This window comes from Pseudacidovorax sp. RU35E (assembly GCF_900156165.1).
In the GTDB taxonomy this organism is placed as follows: Bacteria; Pseudomonadota; Gammaproteobacteria; order Burkholderiales; family Burkholderiaceae_C; genus Xenophilus.
The window spans coordinates 179,966-202,687 of sequence record NZ_FTMY01000002.1 but is presented as its reverse complement, the minus strand read 5'-3'; the positions used below and the strand labels follow the sequence as shown (position 1 = coordinate 202,687).

At 71.2% G+C, this 22,722-nt stretch carries 22 protein-coding genes; 7 read left to right on the top strand and 15 right to left on the bottom strand.

Going from position 1 to position 22,722, the window contains the following annotated elements:
- The first annotated feature begins 118 nt into the window (after positions 1-118).
- Together BXA03_RS03795 and BXA03_RS03790 are read left to right on the top strand one after the other, a co-directional pair.
- A complete protein-coding gene (locus tag BXA03_RS03795) occupies positions 119-790 on the top strand; it encodes a gamma-glutamylcyclotransferase (RefSeq protein ID WP_234983586.1) in 672 nt (223 codons plus the stop codon).
- Entirely contained in the window at positions 787-1,344 is a 558-nt protein-coding gene (locus tag BXA03_RS03790; RefSeq protein WP_076503981.1) for a superoxide dismutase family protein, read from the top strand. Before BXA03_RS03795 ends, BXA03_RS03790 begins: the two co-directional genes overlap by 4 nt.
- On the opposite strand, the gene BXA03_RS03785 is transcribed toward BXA03_RS03790, so the two are convergent.
- The 7 genes from BXA03_RS03785 to BXA03_RS03755 are packed head-to-tail and all read right to left on the bottom strand — an operon-like array spanning position 1,334 to position 10,383.
- Positions 1,334-2,803, bottom strand: coding sequence for an N-acyl-D-amino-acid deacylase family protein (locus tag BXA03_RS03785; RefSeq protein WP_076503978.1), 1,470 nt, complete (start codon positions 2,801-2,803; stop codon positions 1,334-1,336). The genes BXA03_RS03790 and BXA03_RS03785 overlap by 11 nt on opposite strands.
- Complete coding sequence (locus tag BXA03_RS03780) at positions 2,800-3,774, bottom strand: MurR/RpiR family transcriptional regulator (RefSeq protein ID WP_083715865.1); 975 nt, start codon at positions 3,772-3,774, stop codon at positions 2,800-2,802. Before BXA03_RS03780 ends, BXA03_RS03785 begins: the two co-directional genes overlap by 4 nt.
- Positions 3,774-5,063 (bottom strand): amino acid deaminase, encoded by a 1,290-nt coding sequence (locus BXA03_RS03775; protein WP_076503977.1) that lies wholly within the window; start codon positions 5,061-5,063, stop codon positions 3,774-3,776. Before BXA03_RS03775 ends, BXA03_RS03780 begins: the two co-directional genes overlap by 1 nt.
- A gap of 46 nt (positions 5,064-5,109) precedes the next feature.
- The gene (locus tag BXA03_RS03770) at positions 5,110-7,005 is read right to left on the bottom strand and encodes a dipeptide ABC transporter ATP-binding protein (protein ID WP_076503976.1); all 1,896 of its coding nucleotides are present in this window, start codon (positions 7,003-7,005) and stop codon (positions 5,110-5,112) included.
- A 2-nt stretch (positions 7,006-7,007) separates the two neighbouring features.
- The gene (locus tag BXA03_RS03765; RefSeq protein ID WP_076503975.1) at positions 7,008-7,841 is read right to left on the bottom strand and encodes an ABC transporter permease; all 834 of its coding nucleotides are present in this window, start codon (positions 7,839-7,841) and stop codon (positions 7,008-7,010) included.
- 4 nt (positions 7,842-7,845) lie between these two features.
- Positions 7,846-8,787: an ABC transporter permease gene (locus BXA03_RS03760; protein WP_076503974.1), complete on the bottom strand. Its 942-nt coding sequence runs from the start codon at positions 8,785-8,787 to the stop codon at positions 7,846-7,848.
- Between the two features lie 21 nt (positions 8,788-8,808).
- Positions 8,809-10,383: an ABC transporter substrate-binding protein gene (locus BXA03_RS03755; protein ID WP_076503972.1), complete on the bottom strand. Its 1,575-nt coding sequence runs from the start codon at positions 10,381-10,383 to the stop codon at positions 8,809-8,811.
- Between the two features lie 172 nt (positions 10,384-10,555).
- Between BXA03_RS03755 and BXA03_RS03750 the strand changes: the two genes are divergently transcribed.
- Genes BXA03_RS03750 through BXA03_RS03740 form a run of 3 tightly spaced genes read left to right on the top strand, consistent with a single transcriptional unit; the run spans position 10,556 to position 12,531 of the window.
- Entirely contained in the window at positions 10,556-10,945 is a 390-nt protein-coding gene (locus BXA03_RS03750) for a RidA family protein (RefSeq protein WP_076503969.1), read from the top strand.
- An 11-nt stretch (positions 10,946-10,956) separates the two neighbouring features.
- The gene (locus BXA03_RS03745; RefSeq protein ID WP_076503967.1) at positions 10,957-11,856 is read left to right on the top strand and encodes a 2-dehydro-3-deoxygalactonokinase; all 900 of its coding nucleotides are present in this window, start codon (positions 10,957-10,959) and stop codon (positions 11,854-11,856) included.
- Between the two features lie 36 nt (positions 11,857-11,892).
- Positions 11,893-12,531, top strand: coding sequence for a 2-dehydro-3-deoxy-6-phosphogalactonate aldolase (locus BXA03_RS03740; protein WP_076503965.1), 639 nt, complete (start codon positions 11,893-11,895; stop codon positions 12,529-12,531).
- A gap of 37 nt (positions 12,532-12,568) precedes the next feature.
- On the opposite strand, the gene BXA03_RS03735 is transcribed toward BXA03_RS03740, so the two are convergent.
- Genes BXA03_RS03735 through BXA03_RS03715 form a run of 5 tightly spaced genes read right to left on the bottom strand, consistent with a single transcriptional unit; the run spans position 12,569 to position 18,085 of the window.
- Entirely contained in the window at positions 12,569-13,423 is an 855-nt protein-coding gene (locus BXA03_RS03735) for a CoxG family protein (protein WP_076503962.1), read from the bottom strand.
- Complete coding sequence (locus tag BXA03_RS03730; protein WP_076503960.1) at positions 13,413-13,892, bottom strand: (2Fe-2S)-binding protein; 480 nt, start codon at positions 13,890-13,892, stop codon at positions 13,413-13,415. The genes BXA03_RS03735 and BXA03_RS03730 overlap by 11 nt, the downstream gene beginning before the upstream one ends.
- Entirely contained in the window at positions 13,889-14,770 is an 882-nt protein-coding gene (locus BXA03_RS03725) for an FAD binding domain-containing protein (RefSeq protein ID WP_076503957.1), read from the bottom strand. The genes BXA03_RS03730 and BXA03_RS03725 overlap by 4 nt, the downstream gene beginning before the upstream one ends.
- Positions 14,763-17,096 (bottom strand): xanthine dehydrogenase family protein molybdopterin-binding subunit, encoded by a 2,334-nt coding sequence (locus BXA03_RS03720; protein WP_076503954.1) that lies wholly within the window; start codon positions 17,094-17,096, stop codon positions 14,763-14,765. Before BXA03_RS03720 ends, BXA03_RS03725 begins: the two co-directional genes overlap by 8 nt.
- Complete coding sequence (locus BXA03_RS03715; RefSeq protein WP_076503951.1) at positions 17,093-18,085, bottom strand: Bug family tripartite tricarboxylate transporter substrate binding protein; 993 nt, start codon at positions 18,083-18,085, stop codon at positions 17,093-17,095. The genes BXA03_RS03720 and BXA03_RS03715 overlap by 4 nt, the downstream gene beginning before the upstream one ends.
- 213 nt (positions 18,086-18,298) lie before the next feature.
- Between BXA03_RS03715 and BXA03_RS03710 the strand changes: the two genes are divergently transcribed.
- The gene (locus BXA03_RS03710) at positions 18,299-18,826 is read left to right on the top strand and encodes a MarR family winged helix-turn-helix transcriptional regulator (protein WP_076503948.1); all 528 of its coding nucleotides are present in this window, start codon (positions 18,299-18,301) and stop codon (positions 18,824-18,826) included.
- Here BXA03_RS03710 and BXA03_RS03705 read toward each other — a convergent pair.
- Complete coding sequence (locus BXA03_RS03705; RefSeq protein WP_076503945.1) at positions 18,766-19,848, bottom strand: AraC family transcriptional regulator; 1,083 nt, start codon at positions 19,846-19,848, stop codon at positions 18,766-18,768. The genes BXA03_RS03710 and BXA03_RS03705 overlap by 61 nt on opposite strands.
- A gap of 202 nt (positions 19,849-20,050) precedes the next feature.
- On the opposite strand from BXA03_RS03705, the gene BXA03_RS03700 reads away from it, so the two are divergent.
- Positions 20,051-21,211: an FAD-dependent monooxygenase gene (locus BXA03_RS03700; protein ID WP_076503942.1), complete on the top strand. Its 1,161-nt coding sequence runs from the start codon at positions 20,051-20,053 to the stop codon at positions 21,209-21,211.
- On the opposite strand, the gene BXA03_RS03695 is transcribed toward BXA03_RS03700, so the two are convergent.
- Together BXA03_RS03695 and BXA03_RS03690 are read right to left on the bottom strand one after the other, a co-directional pair.
- A complete protein-coding gene (locus tag BXA03_RS03695; protein WP_076503939.1) occupies positions 21,212-21,781 on the bottom strand; it encodes a nucleotidyltransferase family protein in 570 nt (189 codons plus the stop codon).
- On the bottom strand, positions 21,778-22,689 hold the full coding sequence (locus tag BXA03_RS03690) for a bestrophin family protein (RefSeq protein WP_076503936.1): 912 nt from the start codon (positions 22,687-22,689) through the stop codon (positions 21,778-21,780). Before BXA03_RS03690 ends, BXA03_RS03695 begins: the two co-directional genes overlap by 4 nt.
- Between the last annotated feature and the right edge of the window lie 33 nt (positions 22,690-22,722).

Below are 22,722 nucleotides of genomic sequence, written 5' to 3'. Positions count from 1 at the left end.
TTGAAGGGTGGCCATGGAAGATGCCTTGGCAATAATGGGCCGCGTGAAGCCCGTTTCAGAAGCCGAAATTTTAGGTGCCACCTCCGTGCCGCCTCTTGTCGGCGCGCATCCTCCGCTCGTGCGCGACCCTGGCCCGTTGCTGGAACGCACGATTGCCGAATGGGGCGGCCATGAAGACCTGTGGCTGTTCGGCTATGGATCACTCATCTGGAACCCCGGCTTCGACCACGACGAGGCCCGGCCCGCCCATGTGCGCGGCTGGCACCGTGCGCTGAAGATGTGGAGCCGCGTCAACCGCGGCAGCATCGACAAGCCCGGCCTGGTCTTCGGCCTGCTCAGCGGCGGCAGTTGTCGCGGCATGGTGTTCCGCATCCCCCAGGCCATCGCGCTGGAGACGCTGGGCCGGCTGTGGCTGCGCGAGATGCCCACCGGGGTGTACGACCCACGCTGGCTGCATTGCCGCACCCCACAAGGGCCGGTGCGGGCGCTCGCGTTCACGCTCTCGCGCAAGTCGCCCAACTTCACGGGCACGCTCAGCGAAGAGCGCTACCGCGAGATCTTCGCCACCGCCGTGGGCCGCTATGGCAGCTCGCTCGACTATGCGCGGCAGACGCTCGAAGCCCTGCAGCGCCATGGCATCCGCGACTCCGCCCTGGCCCGGCTGTTGCGTCTGGCCTCCCACGCGCCCGGGCAACTGGCGACCTCCGCCGACAGCCAGGCCCTCGCCGCATCGCTACACCTGAGCCCGTCCGATCCTCTTTCATCCTCCTCCAAAGGAACAACGCCATGAACCTCCGCTCCGCCCTGCCCTCTGCCCGCGTGCTGGCCGCGTGCACCCTGGCCGGCTCCAGCCTGCTGCTCGCCGCCTGCGCAGGCATGGGCATGGGCGCCTCGCGCGCCACGGCCAATCTCGCGCCCACCGGCGCCATGTCGCCCAACCCCACGATGGGTCAGGTCACGCTGACGGCGCTGGACCACGGCGTGCGCGTGGCCGGCGAGGTGCGTGGCCTGGCGCCCGGCTCGGAGCACGGCTTCCACATCCACGAGAAGGGCTCCTGCGCCGACAACGGCAATGCCTCGGGCGGTCACTTCAATCCCGCAGGCGGCACGCACGGCAAGTTCGGCGCGCCCGGCAGCCATGCCGGCGAGCTGCCCAGCCTGGTGGCCGACGCCAATGGCGTAGCCCGCTTCAGCGTGGACATCCATTCCATCTCGCTGACCGACGGTGCCGCCAGCAACGTGGTCGGCCGCGCCATCGTGGTCCACAAGGACCGCGACGACTACACCTCGCAGCCGGCGGGCAATTCCGGCCCGCGCATCGCCTGCGGCGTGATCACGCGCTGAAGTCCTTGCGGCTGAGCAGGCGGCCCGCCCGTGCGGTGAGGGCCGCTCCGCCTTCGCGGTAGGTGCACTGGCCGTTCACGTACACCGCTTCGATGCCCTCGCTCAGCTGTTCGGGCTGCGCATAGGTGGCCAGGTCGCGGATGCGCTCGGCATCGAAGACGACCACGTCCGCATGGTGGCCGGCACGCAGCATCCCGCGATCGGGAATGCGGAAGTTGCGGGCCGTGAGCCCGGTCATCTTGTGGATGGCCTGCTCGAGCGTGAACAGGCCACGACCCCGCCAGTAGCGGGCCAGCACGCGGGGAAAGGCGCCCCACAGCCGCGGATGCGGATGGCGGTCGTGCGGCAGGCCGTCCGAGCCGATCATGGTGCGCGGATGGGCCATCACCCGTTCCACATCGTCCTCGTGCATCTGGAAGTAGCAGGCGCCGCCGGGCTTGAGCCGGCGCGCGGCGCTCTGCTGGTCCACGCCCCACTCGGCCGCGATGTCCGCCAGCATGCGGCCGCCCGCTTCCGGGTGCGGCTCGCTCCAGGTGATCAGCACGTCGATGACGCCGTCCACCAGGTCCTCGCGCAGCACGGTGGAGCCGGCCACGTAGGGGTAGACGTCCATCGCGATGGGTTGGCGCTCGCCCAGCCGGTCGACCAGCGGCAACGTCTCTTCGGTGCGGCCCCAGTTGGCCGGCCCCGCGCACTTGTGGTGCGAGATCACCAGCGGCACGCCGGCCTCGAAGGCGCAGTCGCCCGCCTCGACCATGGCTTCGAGGATGGTCGCCATCTCGCTTCGCAGGTGCGTGGCATAGACGCCGCCATGCCGGGCCACCACGCGGGCCAGGGCCGTCACCTCATCGGCCGGGGCGGCGTAGGCCTCTTCATAGAACAGGCCCGAAGAAAGGCCGAAGGCGCCCTCGGCCATGCAGCCGTCGAGCAGCGCCGCCATGCGCGCCTGTTCCTGTTCGCTCGCGGGACGGTCGAGGTCCTCCATGGCGGCGAAGCGCAGCGTGGTGTGGCCGATCAGCGGCGCCACGTTGAGCGAGGGCCGCGCCGCCACTACCGCGTCGCGGTAGGCGGCCATGTCCGCGTAGCGGAAGGAGTCGGCACCCAGCAGCGTGAGCGGCGACTTCGCCTGCGCCACGCGGTAGGGCGCGAGCGAGATGCCGCAGTTGCCCGTGACCACGGTGGTGATGCCCTGCGAGAGCTTGGGCAGGTACTCGGGCATGCGCAGCACGGCGGCGTCGTCGTGCGTGTGGGCGTCGATGAAGCCCGGCGCCACCACCTTGCCGCGGCAGTCCACCACCTCGGCGGCGGCCAGGTCGATGCCCTGCGGCGGATGGGCGCGCAGGCGCTCGCCCAGGCAGACGATGCGGTCGCCTGCCATCAGCAGGTCGCCCTGCCAGCCGGGCTGGCCCGAGCCGTCGACCAGCAGGCCGCCTTCGAGCAGGGTGTGAGGAAGAGTCATGAACGGTTCTTGTCGTTGTCGTCTGGGTCGTCGCCGCCGATGCGCTTCGGTGCGGCGGCGTCGTTGGCGGCAGGCGGCGCAGCCGGGGCGGCGCCCCATACCGGCAGCGGGTAGCCCTGCACGTCGATGCCCTGGCGCTGAAGGGCGGCGCGCACGTCGCGCAGGCGCCGCACGGCCGGGTCGCCCAGCTGCTGGGCCACCAGCACCGACAGGATCTCGATGATGAGCAGATGCGCCAGGTAGGCGTCGATGCCCACGCGCATCACTGCGTCCTCCGGCACGTCCACGGCCAGCAGCAGATCGGCGCGCGCCGCCAGCGGCGAGCCGGGCCGGGTGATGGCGACGGTACGCGCGCCCTGGGCGCGGGCCACGTCCACGCTGTCCAGCAGCGAGGGCATGCCACCCACATGCGAGAAGACCACCACCACGCTGCCGGGCCCATGCGCGCCCGCCGCCACCTGCTGCAGGTGGTAGTCGGCCCAGGCATTGGCCGACAGACCCAGGCGAAAGAGCCGTGCCTGCAGGTCGTTGGCCATGAACCACGACGTGGCCCCGGCGCCGAAGATGTCGATGTGCGGCGCTGCGGCGATGGCGGCGGCCGTGGCCTCGACCACGGCCATGTCGAGCTGGGCGCGCACGCCCTGCACCGTGGACGCGGCACTGCCCACGATCTTGGCCACCACGTCCTGCGCGCTGTCGCCCAGGCTCACGCTGCGGTGCAGGGGCGAGGCGCCCACGGCCAGTTCCTGTGCCAGCGCCAGCTTGAACTCGCGCAGGCCGGCAAAGCCCAGGTCGCGGCAGGTGCGCATGATGGTCGGCACCGAGCTGGCGGAGCGCTCGGCCAGTTGCTCGAAGCTTTCCTCCAGCGTGCGCTGGGGGTCCGCGAGCATCAGGTCGAGGATGGCGCGGCGGGTGGCGGGCGCGTGTTCGCGCGCCCGGGCCATGCGCTGCAGCAGCGGCAGGTCGGCCATCAAAAGTGCGTGGTGATCGCGTCCACCACGGTGTAGTTAGCGTCCACCACGGGCATCCAGCGCCACTTGTCGAAGGTGGTGCAGGGATGCGAGATGCCCAGGCCCACGCGCTCGCCCACCACCGGCGCAGCGGCGTCGTCCGCCTCTTCCCAGCGCAGGTAGGCATGCTGGTCGTTGAGGGCCGTGATCTGCCAGCTCGCAGGCACCGCCTGCGGGGCCGCGGCGCCGCGCACGGCCCGCGCGATGGGCACGGGCAGCGAGAGGTCGAAGGAGATGTCGCGCCGGCCCACCGTCAGGATGGCCAGCCGCGGCTCGGGCCGCGACTGCACCGCGGCCCAGACCTCCATGGCCGGCTGCAGGCCTTCGCCGCAGTCGCAGCCCAGGCGGCGGTTCACCGCGCCGACCATGCGGGTGTAGAAGCCGTGGTCGTGCGTCACATAGCAGCCCGAGCGCAGCAGGCCGCGCACCGGCCGGCCCAGGGCCGGGCGCAGGCGGCCGGCCACCAGGTCGAAGATGGCGGAGCCGCCGGCCGAGAACAGCAGCTCGTCGGCCTCGAACAGCCCCTCGGCCACGCAGGCCTCGGCCACGGCCTGCACGCGGTCCATCAGCGCGGTGGCGTAGGCGGTGTCGGGGCCGTCCTGGCCGGTGGCGCCCTGGCCTTCGTAGCACTCGATGCCGACCAGCCGCACGGCCGGACTTGCGTACACGGCACGGGCCAGGGCCAGCGCGTCCTCGTGCGTGCGGCAGCCTGTGCGGCCGCCATCGACGCCGATCTCCAGCATCACCTCGAAGGGCCGTGCGCCGGCATGGCGGGCGGCCCAGCCGGCGATGAGCGCCAGCTGCGCCTGCGAGTCGACCAGGAACACCACGCGCAGGCCCGCATACGCCACCTGCAGCTGCTGGATGCCGGCCAGGTCCTCGTCCTGCACCACCTGGTTGGCGATGAGCGCGTTGCGCACGCCCGCCGCCGCGCCGATGGCCAGCTGCGCCACGTTGGCGAAGGTGATGCCCCAGGCGCCGGCATCGAGCTGGCGGGCGAAGAGCTGCGGCGACATGGTGGTCTTGCCATGCGGCGCCATGTCGATGCCCTGGCCCTGCGCATAACGCTGCATCCAGGCCAGGTTGTGGGCGAGCTGCTCGCGCTTGATCAGCGCCAGCGGCAGCGGCAGGTCACCGGCCAGCACGTTCCAGCCGGCGCTGCCCACGCGGCTGCGCGGGCGCGGCGCCTGGGTGCGGGGATAGCCCTTGTAGGTGCCGTCGAGAAGGGGGTCGGTCAGGTCGGTCGTCATGGCGAACGGAATGCGGAACGAATGAGGAGTGGAAAGCGATGGCCGCTCAGAACCCTGCTGCGATGGGATGGCGGGCCACGAAGTGGCCAGGGCCGACCTCCACCAGCGGCTGCACCACCGGCTCGTCGCCGATGGCGCGGATGGGACTGGGAATCTCGCCCTCGATCAGCGCGCGCTTGAGGTGCCGCCGCTGCGGGTCGGCCACCGGCACGGCGGCCATCAGGCGGCGGGTGTAGGCATGCTGCGGATTCTCGAAGACGGCGCGGCGCGGGCCGATCTCCACGATCTGGCCCAGGAACATCACGGCCACCCGGTGGCTGATGCGTTCCACCACCGCCATGTCGTGCGAGATGAAGAGGATGGCCACGCCCATCTCGCGCTGCAGCTGCATCATGAGGTTGACGATCTGCGCCTGGATGGAGACGTCCAGCGCCGACACCGATTCGTCCGCCACGATCACCTTGGGCTCCAGCGCGAGCGCGCGGGCGATGGCGATGCGCTGGCGCTGGCCGCCGGAGAACTCGTGCGGATAGCGCTCGGCGGCCTCGGGCGGCAGCTGCACCTTGTCGAGCAGCCAGCGCACCCGCGCCTGCCGCTCGGCGGGCGTGCCGACCTTGTGCACCATCAGCGGCTCGGCCAGCGAGAAGCCCACCGTCTTGCGCGGATTGAGCGAGGCGAAGGGGTCCTGGAAGATGAACTGGATGTCGCGCCGAAGGGCCTGCACCTCGCCGTCGCGCAGCTTCAGGATGTCGCGGCTGCCGAACTCGATGGCACCGCCCTGGCAGGGCACCAGGCGCAGCAGCGAGCGGCCGGTGGTGCTCTTGCCGCAGCCCGACTCGCCCACCAGCGCCAGCGTCTCGCCGGGATGCAGGTCGAAGCTCGCATGCTCCACCGCATGCACGCGGCGCGTGGCCTTGGCGAAGAGGCCGGGCTTGAGGTCGAAGCGGGTGACGAGGTCCTTCACGCGCAGCACGGGCGCGGCACCGGGCGTGCGGCTGTCCACCGCCGCCTCGGGCACGGGGGCGGGCGCGCCGTCCTCCACACGCAGCAGCTCGAAGGGCCGCGGCAGGTCGGTGCCCTGCATGGCGCCCAGGCGCGGAACGGCGGACAGCAGCGCGCGGGTGTAGGCATGGGCCGGGCGGGCGAACACCTCGTCGGTCGCGCCCTCATCCACCCGATCGCCGCGGAACATGACGAGCACGCGGTCGGCCACCTCGGCCACCACGCCCATGTCGTGCGTGATGAAGACGACGCCCATGTCCAGGTCGTCCTGCAGCTGGCGGATGAGCCGCAGGATCTGCGCCTGGATGGTCACGTCCAGCGCCGTGGTCGGCTCGTCGGCGATCAGCAGCTGCGGCTTGCACGACAGCGCCATGGCGATCATCACGCGCTGGCGCATGCCGCCCGAGAGCTGATGCGGATAGCGGCCCAGCACATTCCGCGCCTCGGGGATGCGCACCAGCTCCAGCATGCGCAGCGCCTCGGCGCTGGCCGCGGCGCGGTCCATGCCCTGGTGGGCGCGCACCGATTCCGCGATCTGCTCGCCCACGGTGAACACCGGGTTGAGGGAGGTCATCGGCTCCTGGAAGATCATGGCGATGTCGGCGCCACGCACCTCGCGCATCTGCGCCTTGCCGGCCTGCAGCAGGTCTAGCACCTGGCCGTTGCGACGGCGCAGCAGGGCCGAGCCGCCGACGATGTCGCCGCCGCCGTGCTCCACCAGCCGCATCAGCGCCAGCGAGGTGACCGACTTGCCCGAGCCCGATTCGCCGACGATGGCCAGCGTCTGGCCGCGGTCCACGGTGAAGCGCAGGTCGCGCACGGCCTGCACGGTGCGCTCGGCCGAGCGGAACTGCACCGACAGGCCATCGACGGTCAGCACGCGGCGCTCGGGCATCGCCAGCGCGGAGCCAGCGGCCTGGGGAATGACAGCGGCATCCATGCTCAGGCGGCCTTCTTCAATTTGGGGTCGAGCAGATCGCGCACGCCATCGCCCAGCAGTTGCAGCGACAGCGCCGTGAAGATGATGGCCAGGCCTGGGAACAGCACCACCCAGAAGGCCCGGTCGGCGTACTGCTGGCTGCCGGCGACCATGGTGCCCCAGGTGGGAATCTCCGGCGGCACGCCCACGCCCAGGAAGGACAGGCCGGCCTCGGCCAGGATGGCGTAGGCGAAGATGAAGGAGCCCTGCACCAGGATCGGCGAGAGCAGGTTGGGCAGCACGTGGTGCCACAGCACATGCGGCGTGCGCGCCCCGATGGCGCGCGCGGCCTCCACGAACAGCAGCTCGCGCACCACCAGTGTGGAGGCGCGCACCACCCGCGCCACGCGCGGCGTGTAGACCAGCACCAGCGCCAGCACCACGTTGGCGAGCGACGGCCCGAGGATCGCCACCAGGGCGATGGCCAGCAGGATGTCGGGGAAGGACATCATGGCGTCCACCACGCGACTGAGCGGCGCATCGAGCTTGCGGAAGAAGCCCGCCAGCAGCCCCACCAGCGTGCCCAGCACGATGGCACCCACGGCCGTGAGCGCCGCGATGGCCAGCGAATAGCGCGCGCCGTGGATGACGCGCGAATACAGGTCGCGGCCGAGTTCGTCGGTGCCCATCAGATGGGCGCCGCTGGGCGGCTTGAGGCGGTCGAGCACCGCCGTGTCGTTCGGGTCTGCACTGGCGAAGACCGAGGCGCCCAGCGCCAGCACCACCGTGGCCAGCAGCACCAGGGCGGCCAGCAGCACGATGCGGCGGCGGAAGAGCCGGGAGAGAAGCGCAACCATGGCTTCAGACCTTCACGCGCGGATCGACCACCGCATACAGCAGGTCGATCGCGAAATTGATGAACACATAGATGGCGGCGATGACCAGCAGCGCGCCCTGGATGACCGGGTAGTCGCGCCGCAGCACGGCATTGACCACCAGGTTGCCCACGCCCGGCAGGCCGAACACCGTCTCGGTGACGACGGCGCCGCCGATCATGAGCGCGGCCGTCAGGCCCACCACGGTGACGATGGGCACCAACGCATTGCGCAGCGCATGCTTGAGCACCACGACCACTTCGCGCAGGCCCTTGGCCCGGGCGGTGCGCACATAGTCCTCGCCCAGCACGTCGAGCATGCTGGCGCGGGTGAAGCGGGTGATGAGCGCCGAGTTGAGCAGGCCCAGCACCACGGCCGGCAATACCAGCGCATGCAGCCGCTCGGCCAGCGGCGCGCCAGGGTCGCCGTAGCCGGAGACGGGGAACCAGCCCAGCTTCACCGCGAAGAGCTGGATCAGCACGATGCCCAGCCAGAAGCTGGGCACGCTGGCGCCCAGCATGGCGACACCGGTGAAGGCCTGGTCCACCGCCTTGCCGCGGAACACCGCCGAGACGATGCCGCAGGGAATGCCGATGAGCGCCGCCAGCCCCACGGCCATCAGCGTGAGCAGGGTCGTGGGTTCGGCCCGCTCGGCCAGCGCCTGGGTGACCGGCCGCTGCAGGAAGATGGAATCGCCCAGGTTGCCGTGCAGCACCTCGCGCAGCCAGTAGCCGAACTGCACCGGCAGCGGCTTGTCCAGGCCGTACTGCTGCTGCACCCGGGCGATGTCGGCCGCCGTGGCCTGGTCGCCCAGCAGCACCGCCACCGGGTCGCCCGAGGCGGCGCGGGTGAGCACGAAGACCAGCACGGCCACGATGGCCAGCACGGCGAGCATGCCCAGGGCCTTGGAGAGGATGAAACGGTGCACGCGCGCGGCTCCCTGTGGGGCTTACTTGACCTTCACGTTCCAGAAGAAGGGCCAGGTGGCGGGCGTGTAGCCATCCAGCGCCGGGCTCTTCGCCGACAGGCCGCTGAACTTGCCCACGTTCACATACGGCACCTCGTCGTAGACCGTCTGCTGCACCTTGCCCCACAACGCGCCACGCTTGACGGGGTCGGACTCGGCATTGAACGCGCTCAGCACCGCCTTCTTGGCGGGCGTGTCCCACCAGCCCGGCGCGCCGTCGCCCAGTTGCGGCGGCGAGAGCATGGGCTCGGGGAACTGGCCGGAGTGGGTCACGTAGACATCCCACAGCTTGGCGTCGTTGCGGCGCTGCACCAGCGTGGCCCAGTCGACCACGTTCAGCTCCACCTTGAAGCCGGCGCGCTTGAGCTGCTCGGCCATCAGCAGCGCCATGTTGTAGTGGAAGTCGTACTGGCGGCTGGTGAGCACGCGCACCGGCTCGCCCTTGTAGCCGGCCTTGGCCGCCTGTTCCTTGGACTTGGGCGCATTGCGCTGGTTGTAAAGCTCGGTGCCGGCCGTCGAGTAGAAGGGCGAGCCCTTGGGGAAGTGGTTGCCCTCGGCGGTGAAGAAGCGGGTGTCGCCGAAGCCGGCGGCCAGCATCTCGCCCTCGCCCAGCGCGGTCTGCAGCGCCTGGCGCAGGGGCTGGTTGGCCATCACGCCTTCCTTGGTGTTGAACACGAGGTACGGGAAGCCGAAGGCCGGCGTCATGACCGGCACCGTCTTGCCGGCGGCCTTCTCCAGGCGCGGCAGGGCCTCGGTCGGCAGCAGGTCGGCAAAGTCGTACTGGCCGGCCAGTGCGCCTTCGACGCGGGTGTTGGCATTGGGCACGGGCACGAAGCGCAGCTCGCGGATCAGCGCCTCGCGCTTGCCGCCGTAGCCGTTGGCCGGCTCCTTGCGGGCGCTGTACTTGTCGAAGCGCTCCAGCAGCAGGTACTGGTCGGGCCGGCGCTCCTTGAACTGGTAGGGGCCGGTGCCCACGAAGTCCTTGAGCGGCGTGGCGATGGAGTCCTTGGCCATGATGGCCGCCATGCCGCTGGGCAGCGCCAGCTGGGCCAGCAGCGGCGCATAGGGCGCGGTGAGCGCGATCTCCACCGTCAGCGGGCCCTTGGCCTGGACATGCGCCAGCTGCTTGCCCACGGCCTTGCCGCGCGGCGACTGCTCGATCCAGCGCTGCAGGCTGGCCACCACGTCGTCAGCGTTGAGCTCGCGCCCGTTGTGCAGCATCACGCCCTTGCGCAGGGCGATGGTGTAGACCTTGCCGTCGGCCGAGATCCTGGGCTGGCCCTCGGCCAGCATGGGCACCACGTTCCACTTGCCGTCGAAGGTGTAGAGCGTCTCGTAGACGTGCTGCATGATGGTGCCCACCAGGTCGGCGGTGGAGGCCATCGGGTCCAGCGTCTGGGGCTCCGCCACCATGGCGAGCGTGGCGTGGTCGCGCACGGCTGGCTGGGCGTAGGCCAGCCCCGCCCAGGGCAGCAGGCAGGCAGAGACCAGCAGGCTGCGGCGGGCAAGGCGCAGGCCGCGGGCAGCGGTCAGGACATCGGCGGCAAAGTGGGGCATTGGGGTTCCTCGGTCAGTGGCCATGCGCCAAGTTGGTGAAAGTTTTTTTCAGGAAGAGCGCAGGTTAGCCAGCCGCAAGCAGCAATCATGCCCGTGTTAACCCTAGTTTGCTGAAATTCAATTTCATTCCAACCTAAACTGGGCGCTCGTTGTTCTGAAAGAAGGTTTTTCCATGCCGCTCGAATACCTGGGCCTGCCGCCCGTCGCCTCCGACCGCCAGGCCCGTCCGCTCTCCCCCGCCGTCCGCGCGGGCGATTTCGTCTATGTGTCGGGCCAGGTGCCCGTCGGTGCCGACGGCGAACTGGTCGTGGGCGGCATCGAGGCCCAGACCCGCCAGGTGATGGACAACATCCGCGCCGCGCTGGCGCTGGCCGGCGCCGGCTTCGAGGACGTGTGCAAGTGCACCGTGTGGCTGCAGGACGCGCGCGACTTCGGTGCCTTCAACCGCATCTACATGGGCTACTTCCCGGACGGCAAGCCCGCCCGCTCGACCACCGAGGCGCGCCTGATGATCGACGCCAAGGTCGAGATCGACGTCATCGCCTACAAGCCCAAAGCCTGATCCAACGCCTGATGCCCAACACCCTCGTCGCCCTCGATTGGGGCACCACCTCTCTGCGCGGCGCGCTCATTGCCGAAGACGGCCGGGTGCTGGAAGAGCGCAGCGCCCCGCGCGGCATCCTGCACCTGGACGGCGCCGGCTTTGCGGAGGTGTTCGAGGCCTTCACCCTCGACTGGATGGCCGTGCCCGGCCGCCGCTGCCTGATCGCCGGCATGGCCGGCAGCCGCCAGGGCTGGGTGGAGGCGCCCTACTGCGCCTGCCCCTGCGGGGCGGAGGAGATCGCGCAGCAGGTCATGCCGGTGGAACCCGGCCGCATCGACATGGTGCCGGGCCTGGTGGATCACCAGTCCGGCGTGCCGGACGTGATGCGCGGCGAGGAGACCCAGATCCTGGGCGCCATGCGGCTCACCGGCCTGCAGGACGGCCTGTTCGTGCTGCCCGGCACGCACAACAAGTGGGCGCGGGTAGCCGAGGGCCGGGTGACGGGCTTTCGCACCTTCATGACGGGCGAGTTCTATGCGCTGCTGTCGCAGCATTCGATCCTCTCGCGCACGCTGCAGGCCGACGCGCCACTGCACGAAGGCGCCTTCCTCGATGGCGTGGGCCGGGCACGACGGCCCGACTCGCCGGGGTTGCTCAACCTGGCCTTCGGCATGCGCGCGCTCTCACTCTTCGAGCGGCTGAGTCCCACGGCGGCCAGCAGCTACCTGTCGGGCCTGCTCATCGGCGACGAACTGCGCGCCCAGCCGCTGCAGCCCGGCGTGTCGGTGGTGCTGGTGGGCAGCCCGACGCTGACCGAACGCTATGCCCTGGCGCTGGACAGCGTGGGCGTGCCGGCGCGGCAGCTCGACGCCCAGGCCACCTGGGCCGGCGCGCATGCCCTGTGGCGCGCGCGGCTGGCCGCCGGCTGAGCGCCCGGCACTTCCCCCCTTCCGACATCCATGCACATGAACGACCTGCTCCCCGCCTTCCAGCGCGCAATGGCGCAACTGCCCCTCGTCGCCATTCTGCGCGGCCTCACGCCGGCCGAGGCGCCGGCCGTGGGCCAGGCGCTCGTCGCGGCAGGCTTCGACCTGCTGGAGGTGCCGCTGAATTCGCCCGAGCCGCTGCAGAGCATCCGCCTGCTGCGCGAACAGTGCCCCGCTGCGCTGGTGGGCGCGGGCACCGTGCTGACGACGCAGCAGGTGCGCGAGGTGCATGCAGCGGGCGGCCAGTTGATCGTGTCGCCCTGCTTCGATGCCGCGGTGGTGCGCGAGACCGTGGCGCTCGGCATGGTCGCCCTGCCCGGCGTGCTCACGCCGACCGAGGCCTTCGGCGCACTGGCTGCGGGCGCCCACGCGCTCAAGCTCTTTCCGGCCGAGATGGCCTCGCCCGCCGCTGTGAAGGCGCTGAAGGCGGTGCTGCCACGCGACACGCCGCTGCTGCCGGTGGGCGGCATCACGCCCGAGGGCATGGGGGCCTGGCGCGCGGCCGGCGCCGATGGCTTCGGCATCGGCTCGTCGCTCTACAAGCCGGGCAAAGCGGCGGCGGCCGTGGCCGAGACGGCGAAGGCTTTCGTCGGCGCCTGGCGGGCCATGGCGGGCTGAGCGCCGGGTCCCTTGCGTCCGTGCCGGTCCGCCGCGCTCAGCGCAGGGGCGTGCCGGATGCCGTCAGCTCGCGCAGCCATTCGCGGCACTGGTCGGCGGCTTCCACGGGCCATTCCACGCTGACGGTGCGATCGCGCTGACGCACCTCCACACGGATGCTGCGGCTGCCCGCAGCGCCCGAGGTGCGGTGCCAGAAGCGCGACCACCAGCCACCGGGCCGCGCGACCGTCCCGCCGGATTGCAGGCCTGCGTGCGAATCGATCGCGGCGACAGGCGCCTCGGTCGGCGGCGTGGATGCTGACGGAGGTTTCGCCTGCGCGAGCTGCGGTGACTTCTCCGGCGGCTGGGGCGGCCGTGGCAGCGGCTGCGCCTGCGGCAAGGCCGAGGCGGCCTGTCGATCTGGAAGGGTTGTGCCCTGCGGCTCGGCAGCGGTCGGCAGCGCAGCGCCGGCCTCCACCCGTGCCTTGAGGTTGGCACCGAATTCGTCCCACAGCCGGTCGGCCTTGGTCTTCATCACCGACAGGCCGAAGGTGCCCAGCCGACCCAGCAGGTCGACGGACACGCGGATGCGCAGCTCGGTGCCGCCTTCCGCCGCCGGCGTCAGGAAGACCTCGGTGCGCTGCTTGAGCGAGCTGGCGACGGAGGCATCTTCTCCGGTGCCTTCGGCGCACAGGTATTCGGGTGCGCGCTGCTCGACGATGCGCGTGCGCAGCCGGAAGCGGGCACTGATGAAGGCGATCTTCTGGTGCATCACCGCCGCGTACTCGGTCGGGCTGACCACGTCGATGGACTGCATCCCCGGCACGGCGCCGGCCATGACCTGCGGGTCCAGCAGCAGCGCCCACACCTGCTCGCGGGGCGCGGCCACCGTGAGCGTCTTCTCAATGTCCATGGTTCATCTCCTGGGCGGCGTGCAGCACCGATTCGACGATCTGCGTGTAGCCGGTGCAGCGGCAGAGGTTGCCGCCTAGGCCGTGACGGACCTCGTCGACGCTGGGCTGCGGGTTGTGGGCGAGCAGGTCGCACGAGGCCATCACGAACCCCGGCGTGCAATAGCCGCATTGCAGGCCGCCGCAGCGCATGAAGGCCTCCTGCAGCGGATGCAGGCGGTCGCCGTCGGCCAGGCCCTCGATGGTGGTGAGGCTGCGGCCATCGACCTGCACGGCCAGCAGGAGGCAGGACTTGACCACCTCGCCGTCCAGCAGCACGGAGCAGGCACCGCAGATGCCGGTCTCGCAGCCGCGCTTGGTGCCGGTGAGGTTCAGGTCCTCGCGCAGGAAGTCGGCCAGCAGCCGGCGTGCGGGCACGTCGACGGCATGGGCCTCGCCGTTGACGGTGCAATGGATGCGGTGGGTGCTCATGCGCTCATTCCTTCGTCGATCGAAAGGCCGAACTGTTCGGCCACGGTGCGGCGTGTCATGGCCCGCACCATCTCGCGGCGGTGCTCGGCGCTGCCACGCAGGTCGGACACGGGCGCGATGTCCTGCGCCACGATGTCGGCCGCCTCCGCGGCCACGGCCGCGGTGATGCGGCGGCCGGCCAGGAAGGCCTCGGCCCGCCGCATGCGCGCCGGAATGGGCACCGAGGCGCCGATGGCCAGGCGCGCCTCGTGGCACAGCGCACCGTCGCGCCGCACCACCAGCGCCACGCTGGCCAGCGGCCGGTGCTCGGCCGCGGTGCGCAGGAAGCGGGTGTAGACCCCTTCGCTGCCGGGCAGCTGCAACGGGACGCGGATCTCCAGCACCAGCTCATCGGGCTCCAGCGCGGTGACGTAGTAGTCGACCAGGAATTCCTCCATGATCAGCACCCGCTCGCCGCGGGCACTGCCCAGCACCACCCGGGCATCGAGCGCCATAAGACAGCCCGGCGGGTCGGTGGACGGGTCGGCATAGCAGAGGTTGCCGCCCAGCGTGCCCTGGTTGCGCACCTGCGGGTTGGCCACGCGCGCGGCCATGCTGGCCAGCACGGGCGCATGGGCCTGCACCAGCGGCGATCGGGCGATGTCGCTGTGCCGGGCCAGCGCGCCGATGCGCAGGCCATGGCCTGTTTCGAATCCGATGCCGCGCAGCCGCTCGATGCGGGCCACCGAGATCAGGTGGGTCGGCGCGAGCATGCGCTGGCGCATGGCCAGCATGAGCGCCGTGCCGCCCGCGATGACGCGCGCGTCCTCGCCCACGTCGGCCAGCATGCGGCTGGCCTCCTCGACCGAGGCCGGCTCGAGGTAGTCGAACTCACGCATGGCGCGGCTCCTCCTGCTGTCGGGCCCGCAGGGCGGCGAGCACCTTTTCGGGCGTGATGGGCAGGTCGCGGATGCGGATGCCCACGGCGTCCTCCACCGCATTGGCGATGGCGGGCGCGCCGGGCAGGATCGCCGTCTCGCTCGCGCCCTTGGCGCCGTAGGGCCCGTTGGGGTCGTTGCTCTCGACGAAGCCGCCGCGCAGCATCGGCACGGCATCGGCCGTGGCCATGCTGTAGTCGGCGAAGTTGCCGTTGGCCAGCCGCCCGTTCTCGTAATGCAGCTGCTCGTACAGCGCCCAGCCGAAGGCCTGTACCGTGGCGCCGTTGGTCTGGCCATGGATGGCGATGGGGTTGAGCGCCTTGCCGCAGTCGTCGGCGACATAGCTGTCCAGCACCGTCACGCGGCCGGTCTCGGTGTCCACCTCCACCTCCACCGCCTGCGCCGCATAGGAATAGGCGGCGGCCACGTTGCCGAACAGGTCGGCGTCGTGCATGACGGTCTTGGGGTCCCAGCGGCCTTCGACCTGGATGCCGCCGCCGCCATGGCGCCAGACCGCCTGCCGGGCCAGTTCGGCCAGCGTGGCGCGCTGCGCGGGGTCCGCCGTCACATGGACCGCACCGCCGGCGATCGACAGCGCCTCGGGTGCCACGCCCCAGCGCGGCGCAGCCAGCGCGAACAGGGCGTCGCGCACCTTGCGCCCCGCCTGGATCGCGGCATTGCCGGCCGACATGGTCACCCGCGAGGCCAGCGTGCCGACCGCGAACGGCGCCACGTCGGTGTCGGGCGCGAGCACATGCACATGCGACAGCGGCAGCCCGAGCTCATGCGCCACGATCTGGCTCATCATGGTGTTGGCGCCCTGGCCCATGTCGCACTCGCCGCTGATGACGAACACGCGGCCGTCCTCGTTGAGCCTGACGACCACGGTGGCGCCGTCCCAGTTGCCGATGGTGCGGTTGCCGCTGACGTGCATGGCCCCGGCCACGCCCACGCCGCGTCGCTTCACGCCCCGGTCCTTCGGCCGCTGGCGCTTCCGGGTCCAGCCAATGGCTTCGGTGGCCTGCTGCAGGCACTCGACGAGGCCGGTGCTGCCGATCTGCCAGCCGTGCACCGACACGTCGCCGGCCTTCAGCGCATTGCGCACATGCACCTCGACCGGGTCCAGCCCCAATTGCCCGGCCATGTTGTGGATGTGGCTGTTGAGGGCGAACTGCATCTGCGTCCCGCCGAAGCCGCGGAAGGCACCCCGCGGCGGGTTGTTGGTGTAGACCAGCGTTGCATGCGAGCGCACGTTGCCGTTGCGGTGCATGTTGTCGCTGCGCATGGCGCTGACGTGCATCACGTCGCCGGCCAGGCCGGCATAGGCGCCGCATTCGGCCAGGATGCGCACCTCCTTGGCCACGATCAGGCCCTCGCGGTCCATGCCAAGGCGCAGCGTGATGCGCTCGGGCACGCTGGCACAGCAGGCCTGGAAGTCCTCCAGCCGGTTGTTGACCAGGCGCACCGGGCTGCCGGTCTTGAGCGCCAGCAGGCCGGCGACGAGCTGGTTGTCGTCCTCGACGATCTTGCCGCCGAAGCCGCCCCCTGTCGTCGCCTGCACCACCCGCACCCGCGACACCGGCAAGCCCAGCGTCGCCGCCACCTGCAGGCGCACCAGGTTCACCGCCTGGGTCGAGGTCCACAGCACCAGCCGGCCGTCCGGGTCGAGCGCGGCCACCGTGGCCATCGGCTCCATGTAGCCGGGGTACTGCGAATGCGTGGTGTAGGTGGCCTCGTGCACCAGATGGGCCGCGGCGAAGCCGGCGTCCACGTCGCCGCGCTCGAAGCGGATCTCGTGGCCGATGTTGTCGGCGCGGCCGGGATGCAGGGGCGGCGCCTCCTCGTCCAGGGCCTCGTCGATGCTCAGGATGGCGGGCAGTTCCTCGTACTCGACCTGGATCAGGTCCAGGGCATCGCGGGCGATCTCTTCGGAGACGGCCGCCACGGCCGCCACCTCCTCGCCGCAGAAGCGCACCACGCCGCGCGCCAGCACGGCCCGCTCCTTGTGGTGCGCGCCCCAGAGTTGGGCCGGCGCGTCGTCGCCGGTGAGCACGGCCCGCACGCCCGGCAGCGCGCGCGCCGCCGCGGTGTCGATGGCCACGATGCGCGCATGCGGATAGGGGCTTCGCAGCACCTTGGCATGCAGCATGCCGGGCAGGCGGATGTCGCCCGCATAGACGGCGCGGCCCAGCACCTTGGCACGGGCCGTCACCTGCGGGATGCCGACGCCGAGGGTGGACGCGCCCTCCTCCTGGATGTCGGCAGGCGATGGGGCGGCGGTGCTCATTCGGCCGAGATGCCCAGATCGCGGATCGCCTTGCCCATCACCGCATATTCGCGCTGGTTGAGCCGTCCCAGGACCTCGGGCGATCCGCCCGCGGGCAAGGCGCCGAACACCGCCAGCTTCTGCGTCACCTCGGGCTCCTTCAGGATGGCGTTGAGCTCCTGGTTGAGCCGCTGCACCACGGCCGCGGGCGTGCCCTTGGGCGCGAAGAAGCCGTTCCAGGCGCCGACCACCACGTCGGCATAGCCCAGCTCGCTCAGGGTGGGGACGTCGGGGGCCAGCTTGCTGCGCTGCGCGTCGCCGATGGCCAGCGGCACCAGCTTGCCGGCCGCGATGTACTGGTAGACCGGCCCGAAGGTGACCCAGGCCACATCCACATGGCCGGCCACCACGTCAGTGACCGAAGGGCCGACACCGCGGTAGGGCACGTGCGTGAACTTGACGCCCGCCGCCTTGTTCAGCCACTCGCCCACGATGTGCATGGGCGAGCCCGCGCCCGGGCTGGCATAGCTCACGGCCTTGCCGGCCTTGGCCGCCGCCACCAGCTGCGGCAGGGTGCGCGCCCCGCCGAGCGCCGCCGGATTGCCCACCAGCACCAGCGGCTGCACCGCCGTGTTGATCACCGGCTCGTAGCCGCCCAGCACGTCGTAGGCCGCCGCGCCCGACAGCTTCATCACCAGCGGGGCCGTGGTGAAGGGGTTGGGCGTGAAAAGCAGCGTGTAGCCATCGGGCTGGGCGCGGCCGACGAAGCCGTTGCCGATCGCGCCGCCGGCGCCGGGCTTGTTGTCGACCACCACCGGCTGCTTCAGGCGCTGACCCAGCTTGTCGGCGAACAGGCGTGCAATGGCATCGGTGTCGCCGCCGGGCGGATAGGACACGACGACCGTGATGGGCTTGCTCGGATAGGCGCTCTGGGCCAGGGCAGGCACCGCGGCGGCCGCGAGCACGGCGGCGGCGGTCGAGGCCAGGATCAGACGGCGATGGCAGGACATGGTGGGACTCCTCGTGGGGCAGACGGACTGCAGGACAGACAAAGGGATGGGACCGCACGATTGATCCACGTATGAAACGATCAATCGCCACCGGAACGATGCAGATTCTGTGCCGCTTGTTGATGCATCAACTTAGGGCAAACACTGATTTCCGGCGCCTCACCGATCGGACCGAAAAGCCGGGCCTTCTGCCCGTGGAACAATCCGCCGCCCATGACCGATGCCTCTCCCACCCCCTGGACCGACCTCGACGAACAAGGCAATGGCCTGACCGTCGATGCCTTCATCACCACGCTCATGAGCCAGGTGGGCAACGCCCTGCGACGCACCATCACCGTGCCCTATGCAGAGCAGTTCGGCCTGACCGTGTCGGAATGGCGGGTGCTGGCGCTGGTGGCGCATGCCGGGCGCATCGCGTTCAGCGATGTGGTGCAGCAGTCCACCTCGGACAAGGCACTGGTCAGCCGCACCCTGAAGCTGCTGGAGGGCCGGGGGCTGGTCACCCTCTCCTACGAGGGCAACACGCCCCGCAAGAAGGTGTTCTGCCTCATCAGTGCGGCTGGCGAGGCGCTGCATGCCCAGGCCATTCCGCTGGCCCGCGCGCGCCAGGCGGCCGCCATCCGCGTGCTGCCGCCCGAGGAGCGCGACGCCATGTACCGCGCCTTGATGCGGCTGCGCCGCTACTGCCTGGAGGACGGCGACCGCGCCGGCGCCGACGACATCCGCGGCCTGGATATCTGAGGATCGGCCCCAGGTCGCCCGCCCGCGTCGGACAGCGAGCCGGTAGCGCGCGCAGCCGGCTCGCCGAAGCCGCCCAGCGCCTGCCGGCGCGCACGCTCCCGCTTGAGGTAGGCGGCCGGCGTCAGCCCCGACCAGCGGCGAAAGGCCCGGGCGAAGACCTTGTCCGATTCGTAGCCCGCTTGCGCCGCCGCCTGCGCCACCGTGAGGCGGCCGGCCTCGAGCTGCTCGGCCGCGAGCGTCATCCGATGGGCCGTGAGGTAGCCGATGGGCGTGCTGCCGACCAGGCTCTTGAACCGCAGGCAGAAGCGCGACCGCGACATCGCGGCGGCGCTGGCCAGTCGCGCGATGTCCCAGTCGTCGTGCGGCGCATGGTGGATGCCTTGCAGCGCACGGGCGATGGCCGGATCGCCCAGTCCGCGCAGCCAGCCCGCCTGTGCGCGCGCCGCATCGCCCAGGCGCTCGCGCAGGATGTTGACCAGCAGCAGCTCGCCCATGCGCTCGGCCGACAGGCGCCAGCCCGGGCGCCGGCTGAGCGTCTCCTGCACCAGCGCCTGCAATGCGCCCGCCAGGCTGCCCCCGGCCGGCATGTCGCCCTGGCGCACATGCAGCAAGGGCGGCAGCAGGCGCAGCACCGCGTGCCGGCTGTACGCCGAGAACCAGAGCAGCGTCGAGAAGATCTCGGTCACCGCACCATCGCCGCCATGGCGGAACACCAGCGGGTTCTCGTCCCGGGCGCCATCGGCGTGCTGCGCGATCAGGTCGGCAAAGGGGGTGGGCGCAAGGCCAGGGCTCGACGCCAGCACGTGCGGGCTGCCCAGGGGCAGCATCAGCAGATCGCCTTCCAGCACCTGCACGGGCGACTCGCCGTGCACCTGCACCCAGTACGGCGCCCCGCGCGAGATCCGCAGCATCACGCCCGGCACGCCCGCCGACGACAGCGCCCAGGGCGCGCCCAGCGAGAAATGCGCGGTCACGGCCCGCTCGGCACGGCAGATGGCGAGCACGTCGCTGAGGACATCCATGAGAGGCGGTGGTGGCTGGCGCGGCGCTCGCGCGTGGGGAGGGTGAAGGCGGTGGAGACGCTTCGTCCCCATTGCGGGATTTTCGGCGGTTATGCGTGGCGAGGCCGGCCGGAAGAATCGCGCTCATCACGACGGCCATCCGGCCCGAAAACCAGGCCACACGGCCTGCCCCATTCCCTCCCTCTTCGAACCTCTCACTGCCATGCCCGAATCCCCGCCCCCTCCCCTTCGCATCGGCATCGTCGGTGCCGGCATCGGCGGCCTGGCCGCCGCCTGCGCACTGCGGGCCGCCGGCCACGACGTCCAGGTCTTCGAGCAGAGCCGCCAGTTCCTGCGGGTGGGCGCCGACATCAACCTCACGCCCAATGCCGTGCGGGCGCTCGACGGCCTCGCGCCCGGCATCGGCGAGGCGGTGCGCGCCTCGGCCGCCCGGCCCACGCACCGCATCAGTCGCACCTGGGACAGCGGCGAGGAGACCTCGCGCCTGGCCATGGGCGACACGGCCGAGCAGCAGTACGGCGCGCCGCAGCTCACCATCCACCGAGCCGACCTGCTGGCCGCGCTGGCCGACGCATTCCCGCGCGAGCGCGTGCGGTTCGGCAAGCGGGCCCAGGCCATCGCGCAGGACCGCACCACGGGCGAGGTGACGGTGCACTTCGCCGACGACAGCGAGGCCCACCGGCTCGACCTGCTCGTGGGCGCGGACGGCATCCATTCGGTGGTGCGCGCCGCCCTCTTCGGCGATGAGCAGCCGCGCTTCACCGGCGTCGTGGCCTTCCGTGCGGTGGTGCCGACCCCACGCGTCGGCGAGGTGCCGGACCTGGGCGCCTTCACCAAATGGTGGGGGCCCACGCCGGAGAGCCAGATCGTGACCTTCCCGCTCAACCAGGGCCGCGACACCTTCATCTTCGCGACCACGGCGCAGGATTCCTGGCACGAGGAGTCGTGGACCACCCCGGGCAGCGTGGACGAGCTGCGCGAGGTCTACCGCGACTTCCACGCGCATGCACGGGCACTGCTGGCAGCGTGCGACTCGGTGCTCAAGACCGCCCTGTACGAGCGCGACCCGCTGCCCGCGTGGTCGCAGGGCGCGATCACGCTGCTGGGCGATGCCTGCCATCCCATGATGCCCTTCATGGCCCAGGGCGCCGGCTCGGCCATCGAGGATGCCGTGGTGCTGGCCCGCTGTGTGGGCCTGGCCGGCCCGGCGGCCGGGGTACCAGCGGCGCTGAGGCGCTACGAGGCCGCAAGGCAGGAACGGGCCAGTCGCATCCAGATCGGCTCGCGCGGCAACAACTGGCTGCGCGCCGGCGGCAATGCGGACTGGGTGTACGGTTACGACGCCTGGGCCGTGCCGGTCTGATCAGCCGCCGCTGCGGCGCGCCTGCCACAGCGCCTCGGCCCGCGCGAGGTCATCCAGCGTGTCGATGTCGGTCACCACGCCGGCATCGTCCACCGTCAGTTCGCGCACGGCGCCGCGGGCGCGCAGCGCCTTGAGCACCGGTGCGGCGCCCTGCTCGCCGGCCAGTGCCTGCAGGGCCGCACCGCTGGCCACGCCGAAGCCCACCGGATGCCCCCGCTCGCCCCGGTACACGGGCTGCGCCGCCCCGTCTTCCGTCAAGGCCTGCGCCACCGCCCGGAGCGTGGCGGGCAGCACCAGCGGCAGGTCGGCCGGCAACACCAGCCAGCCCGGCGCATCGGCCGTGGCACGCACCGCTGCGGCGATGGAGTCGCCCATGCCGGGATGGCCGGCGTCCTCCACATGCCAGGGCAGGCCGCTCGCGCGCACCGACTCCAGGGTGCGGTCGATCACGCGGCCACCGGCCAGCAAGGCCTGCAGCTTGTGCACCCCGCCGCCGGAGGCGCGGAAGCGCTCGCCACGGCCGGAGGCCAGCACCAGGACGACGGGCAGGCTTTCGGGATTCATGGTCATGTGAGCACGTAGTCGCGGGCCTGGGGCTGTGGTGGCCAGTCGGCGTCGCCGATGGATTCGAGCACCGAGGTCTCGATGCTCCAGCAGATGGCGTCGAGCGCCAGATCGTTGGGCGCCTCGCCGAAGGGCTCCTCGATCTCGGAGCCCAGCGCCTCCAGCGCGAAGAAGGTGTAGGCCACCAGCACCACGATCACCGGCGTCATGGGCCCGATGGCATCCACCAGCCCGAAGGGCAGCAGCAGGCAGTACAGGTAGATGGTGCGGTGGATGATGACGCCGTAGGTGAAGGGGATGGGCGTATTGGCCAGGCGCTCGCAGCCCCCGATGGCCGCGCCGATGCGGTCCAGCGGGCCTTCCAGCGCAGGCACGATGGCGGCCTCGGCCCGGCCCTGGACGCGCAGGTCGCGCAGCCATTCGCCGGCCATCAGCAGCAGCATCGCCGGCCGGTAGCGCGCCGCCATCACGCGCTGGGCCTCGGCGGCCGGCAGCAGGCGCGCGAGGTCGGCCGCCGGATCGCTCCCGCGCAACTGGTGGCGCAGCGCATGCACCAGCGCGATGAGCCGCAGCGCCAGCACCCGCGCCTCGCCGCCGCCCTCGGGCAGGGTCAGCGCCTGCCGCACGGCGGCCCGGCAGTCGATGAGCAGCGCGCCCCAGAGCATGCGCGCCTCCCACCAGCGGCCATAGCTGGTGCTGTTGCGAAAGCCCAGGAAGATCGCCAGCGTCAGTCCGATCAGCGAGAAGGGCACGAAATTCATCGGCACCTTCCAGCGCAGCACCTGGCCGTGCAGCAGCGTCACGACGACGGCCAGCGCCAGGGTCAAGGCCAGCTGCGGCAGGATCTGCGAAAGGATCGAGCCGCGCCAGACGAAGAGCAGGCGCAGCCAGTGCGGGCGGGGGCGGACGATCATGGGCGGCCGATGTTAGGCCTCGTCAAGGCGCGG

What these genes read in the sequence shown, in the direction of transcription:
- BXA03_RS03785 (WP_076503978.1), bottom strand. Translation starts at nt 2,803, where the DNA reads ATGACTCTTCCTCACACCCTGCTCGAAGGCGGCCTGCTGGTCGACGGC.
- BXA03_RS03770 (WP_076503976.1), bottom strand. Translation starts at nt 7,005, where the DNA reads ATGGATGCCGCTGTCATTCCCCAGGCCGCTGGCTCCGCGCTGGCGATG.
- BXA03_RS03755 (WP_076503972.1), bottom strand. Translation starts at nt 10,383, where the DNA reads ATGCCCCACTTTGCCGCCGATGTCCTGACCGCTGCCCGCGGCCTGCGC.
- BXA03_RS03790 (WP_076503981.1), top strand. Translation starts at nt 787, where the DNA reads ATGAACCTCCGCTCCGCCCTGCCCTCTGCCCGCGTGCTGGCCGCGTGC.
- BXA03_RS03725 (WP_076503957.1), bottom strand. Translation starts at nt 14,770, where the DNA reads ATGCGTGAGTTCGACTACCTCGAGCCGGCCTCGGTCGAGGAGGCCAGC.
- BXA03_RS03710 (WP_076503948.1), top strand. Translation starts at nt 18,299, where the DNA reads ATGACCGATGCCTCTCCCACCCCCTGGACCGACCTCGACGAACAAGGC.
- BXA03_RS03690 (WP_076503936.1), bottom strand. Translation starts at nt 22,689, where the DNA reads ATGATCGTCCGCCCCCGCCCGCACTGGCTGCGCCTGCTCTTCGTCTGG.
- BXA03_RS03745 (WP_076503967.1), top strand. Translation starts at nt 10,957, where the DNA reads ATGCCCAACACCCTCGTCGCCCTCGATTGGGGCACCACCTCTCTGCGC.
- BXA03_RS03730 (WP_076503960.1), bottom strand. Translation starts at nt 13,892, where the DNA reads ATGAGCACCCACCGCATCCATTGCACCGTCAACGGCGAGGCCCATGCC.
- BXA03_RS03700 (WP_076503942.1), top strand. Translation starts at nt 20,051, where the DNA reads ATGCCCGAATCCCCGCCCCCTCCCCTTCGCATCGGCATCGTCGGTGCC.
- BXA03_RS03695 (WP_076503939.1), bottom strand. Translation starts at nt 21,781, where the DNA reads ATGACCATGAATCCCGAAAGCCTGCCCGTCGTCCTGGTGCTGGCCTCC.
- BXA03_RS03775 (WP_076503977.1), bottom strand. Translation starts at nt 5,063, where the DNA reads ATGACGACCGACCTGACCGACCCCCTTCTCGACGGCACCTACAAGGGC.
- BXA03_RS03750 (WP_076503969.1), top strand. Translation starts at nt 10,556, where the DNA reads ATGCCGCTCGAATACCTGGGCCTGCCGCCCGTCGCCTCCGACCGCCAG.
- BXA03_RS03735 (WP_076503962.1), bottom strand. Translation starts at nt 13,423, where the DNA reads ATGGACATTGAGAAGACGCTCACGGTGGCCGCGCCCCGCGAGCAGGTG.
- BXA03_RS03765 (WP_076503975.1), bottom strand. Translation starts at nt 7,841, where the DNA reads ATGGTTGCGCTTCTCTCCCGGCTCTTCCGCCGCCGCATCGTGCTGCTG.
- BXA03_RS03740 (WP_076503965.1), top strand. Translation starts at nt 11,893, where the DNA reads ATGAACGACCTGCTCCCCGCCTTCCAGCGCGCAATGGCGCAACTGCCC.
- BXA03_RS03780 (WP_083715865.1), bottom strand. Translation starts at nt 3,774, where the DNA reads ATGGCCGACCTGCCGCTGCTGCAGCGCATGGCCCGGGCGCGCGAACAC.
- BXA03_RS03720 (WP_076503954.1), bottom strand. Translation starts at nt 17,096, where the DNA reads ATGAGCACCGCCGCCCCATCGCCTGCCGACATCCAGGAGGAGGGCGCG.
- BXA03_RS03715 (WP_076503951.1), bottom strand. Translation starts at nt 18,085, where the DNA reads ATGTCCTGCCATCGCCGTCTGATCCTGGCCTCGACCGCCGCCGCCGTG.
- BXA03_RS03705 (WP_076503945.1), bottom strand. Translation starts at nt 19,848, where the DNA reads ATGGATGTCCTCAGCGACGTGCTCGCCATCTGCCGTGCCGAGCGGGCC.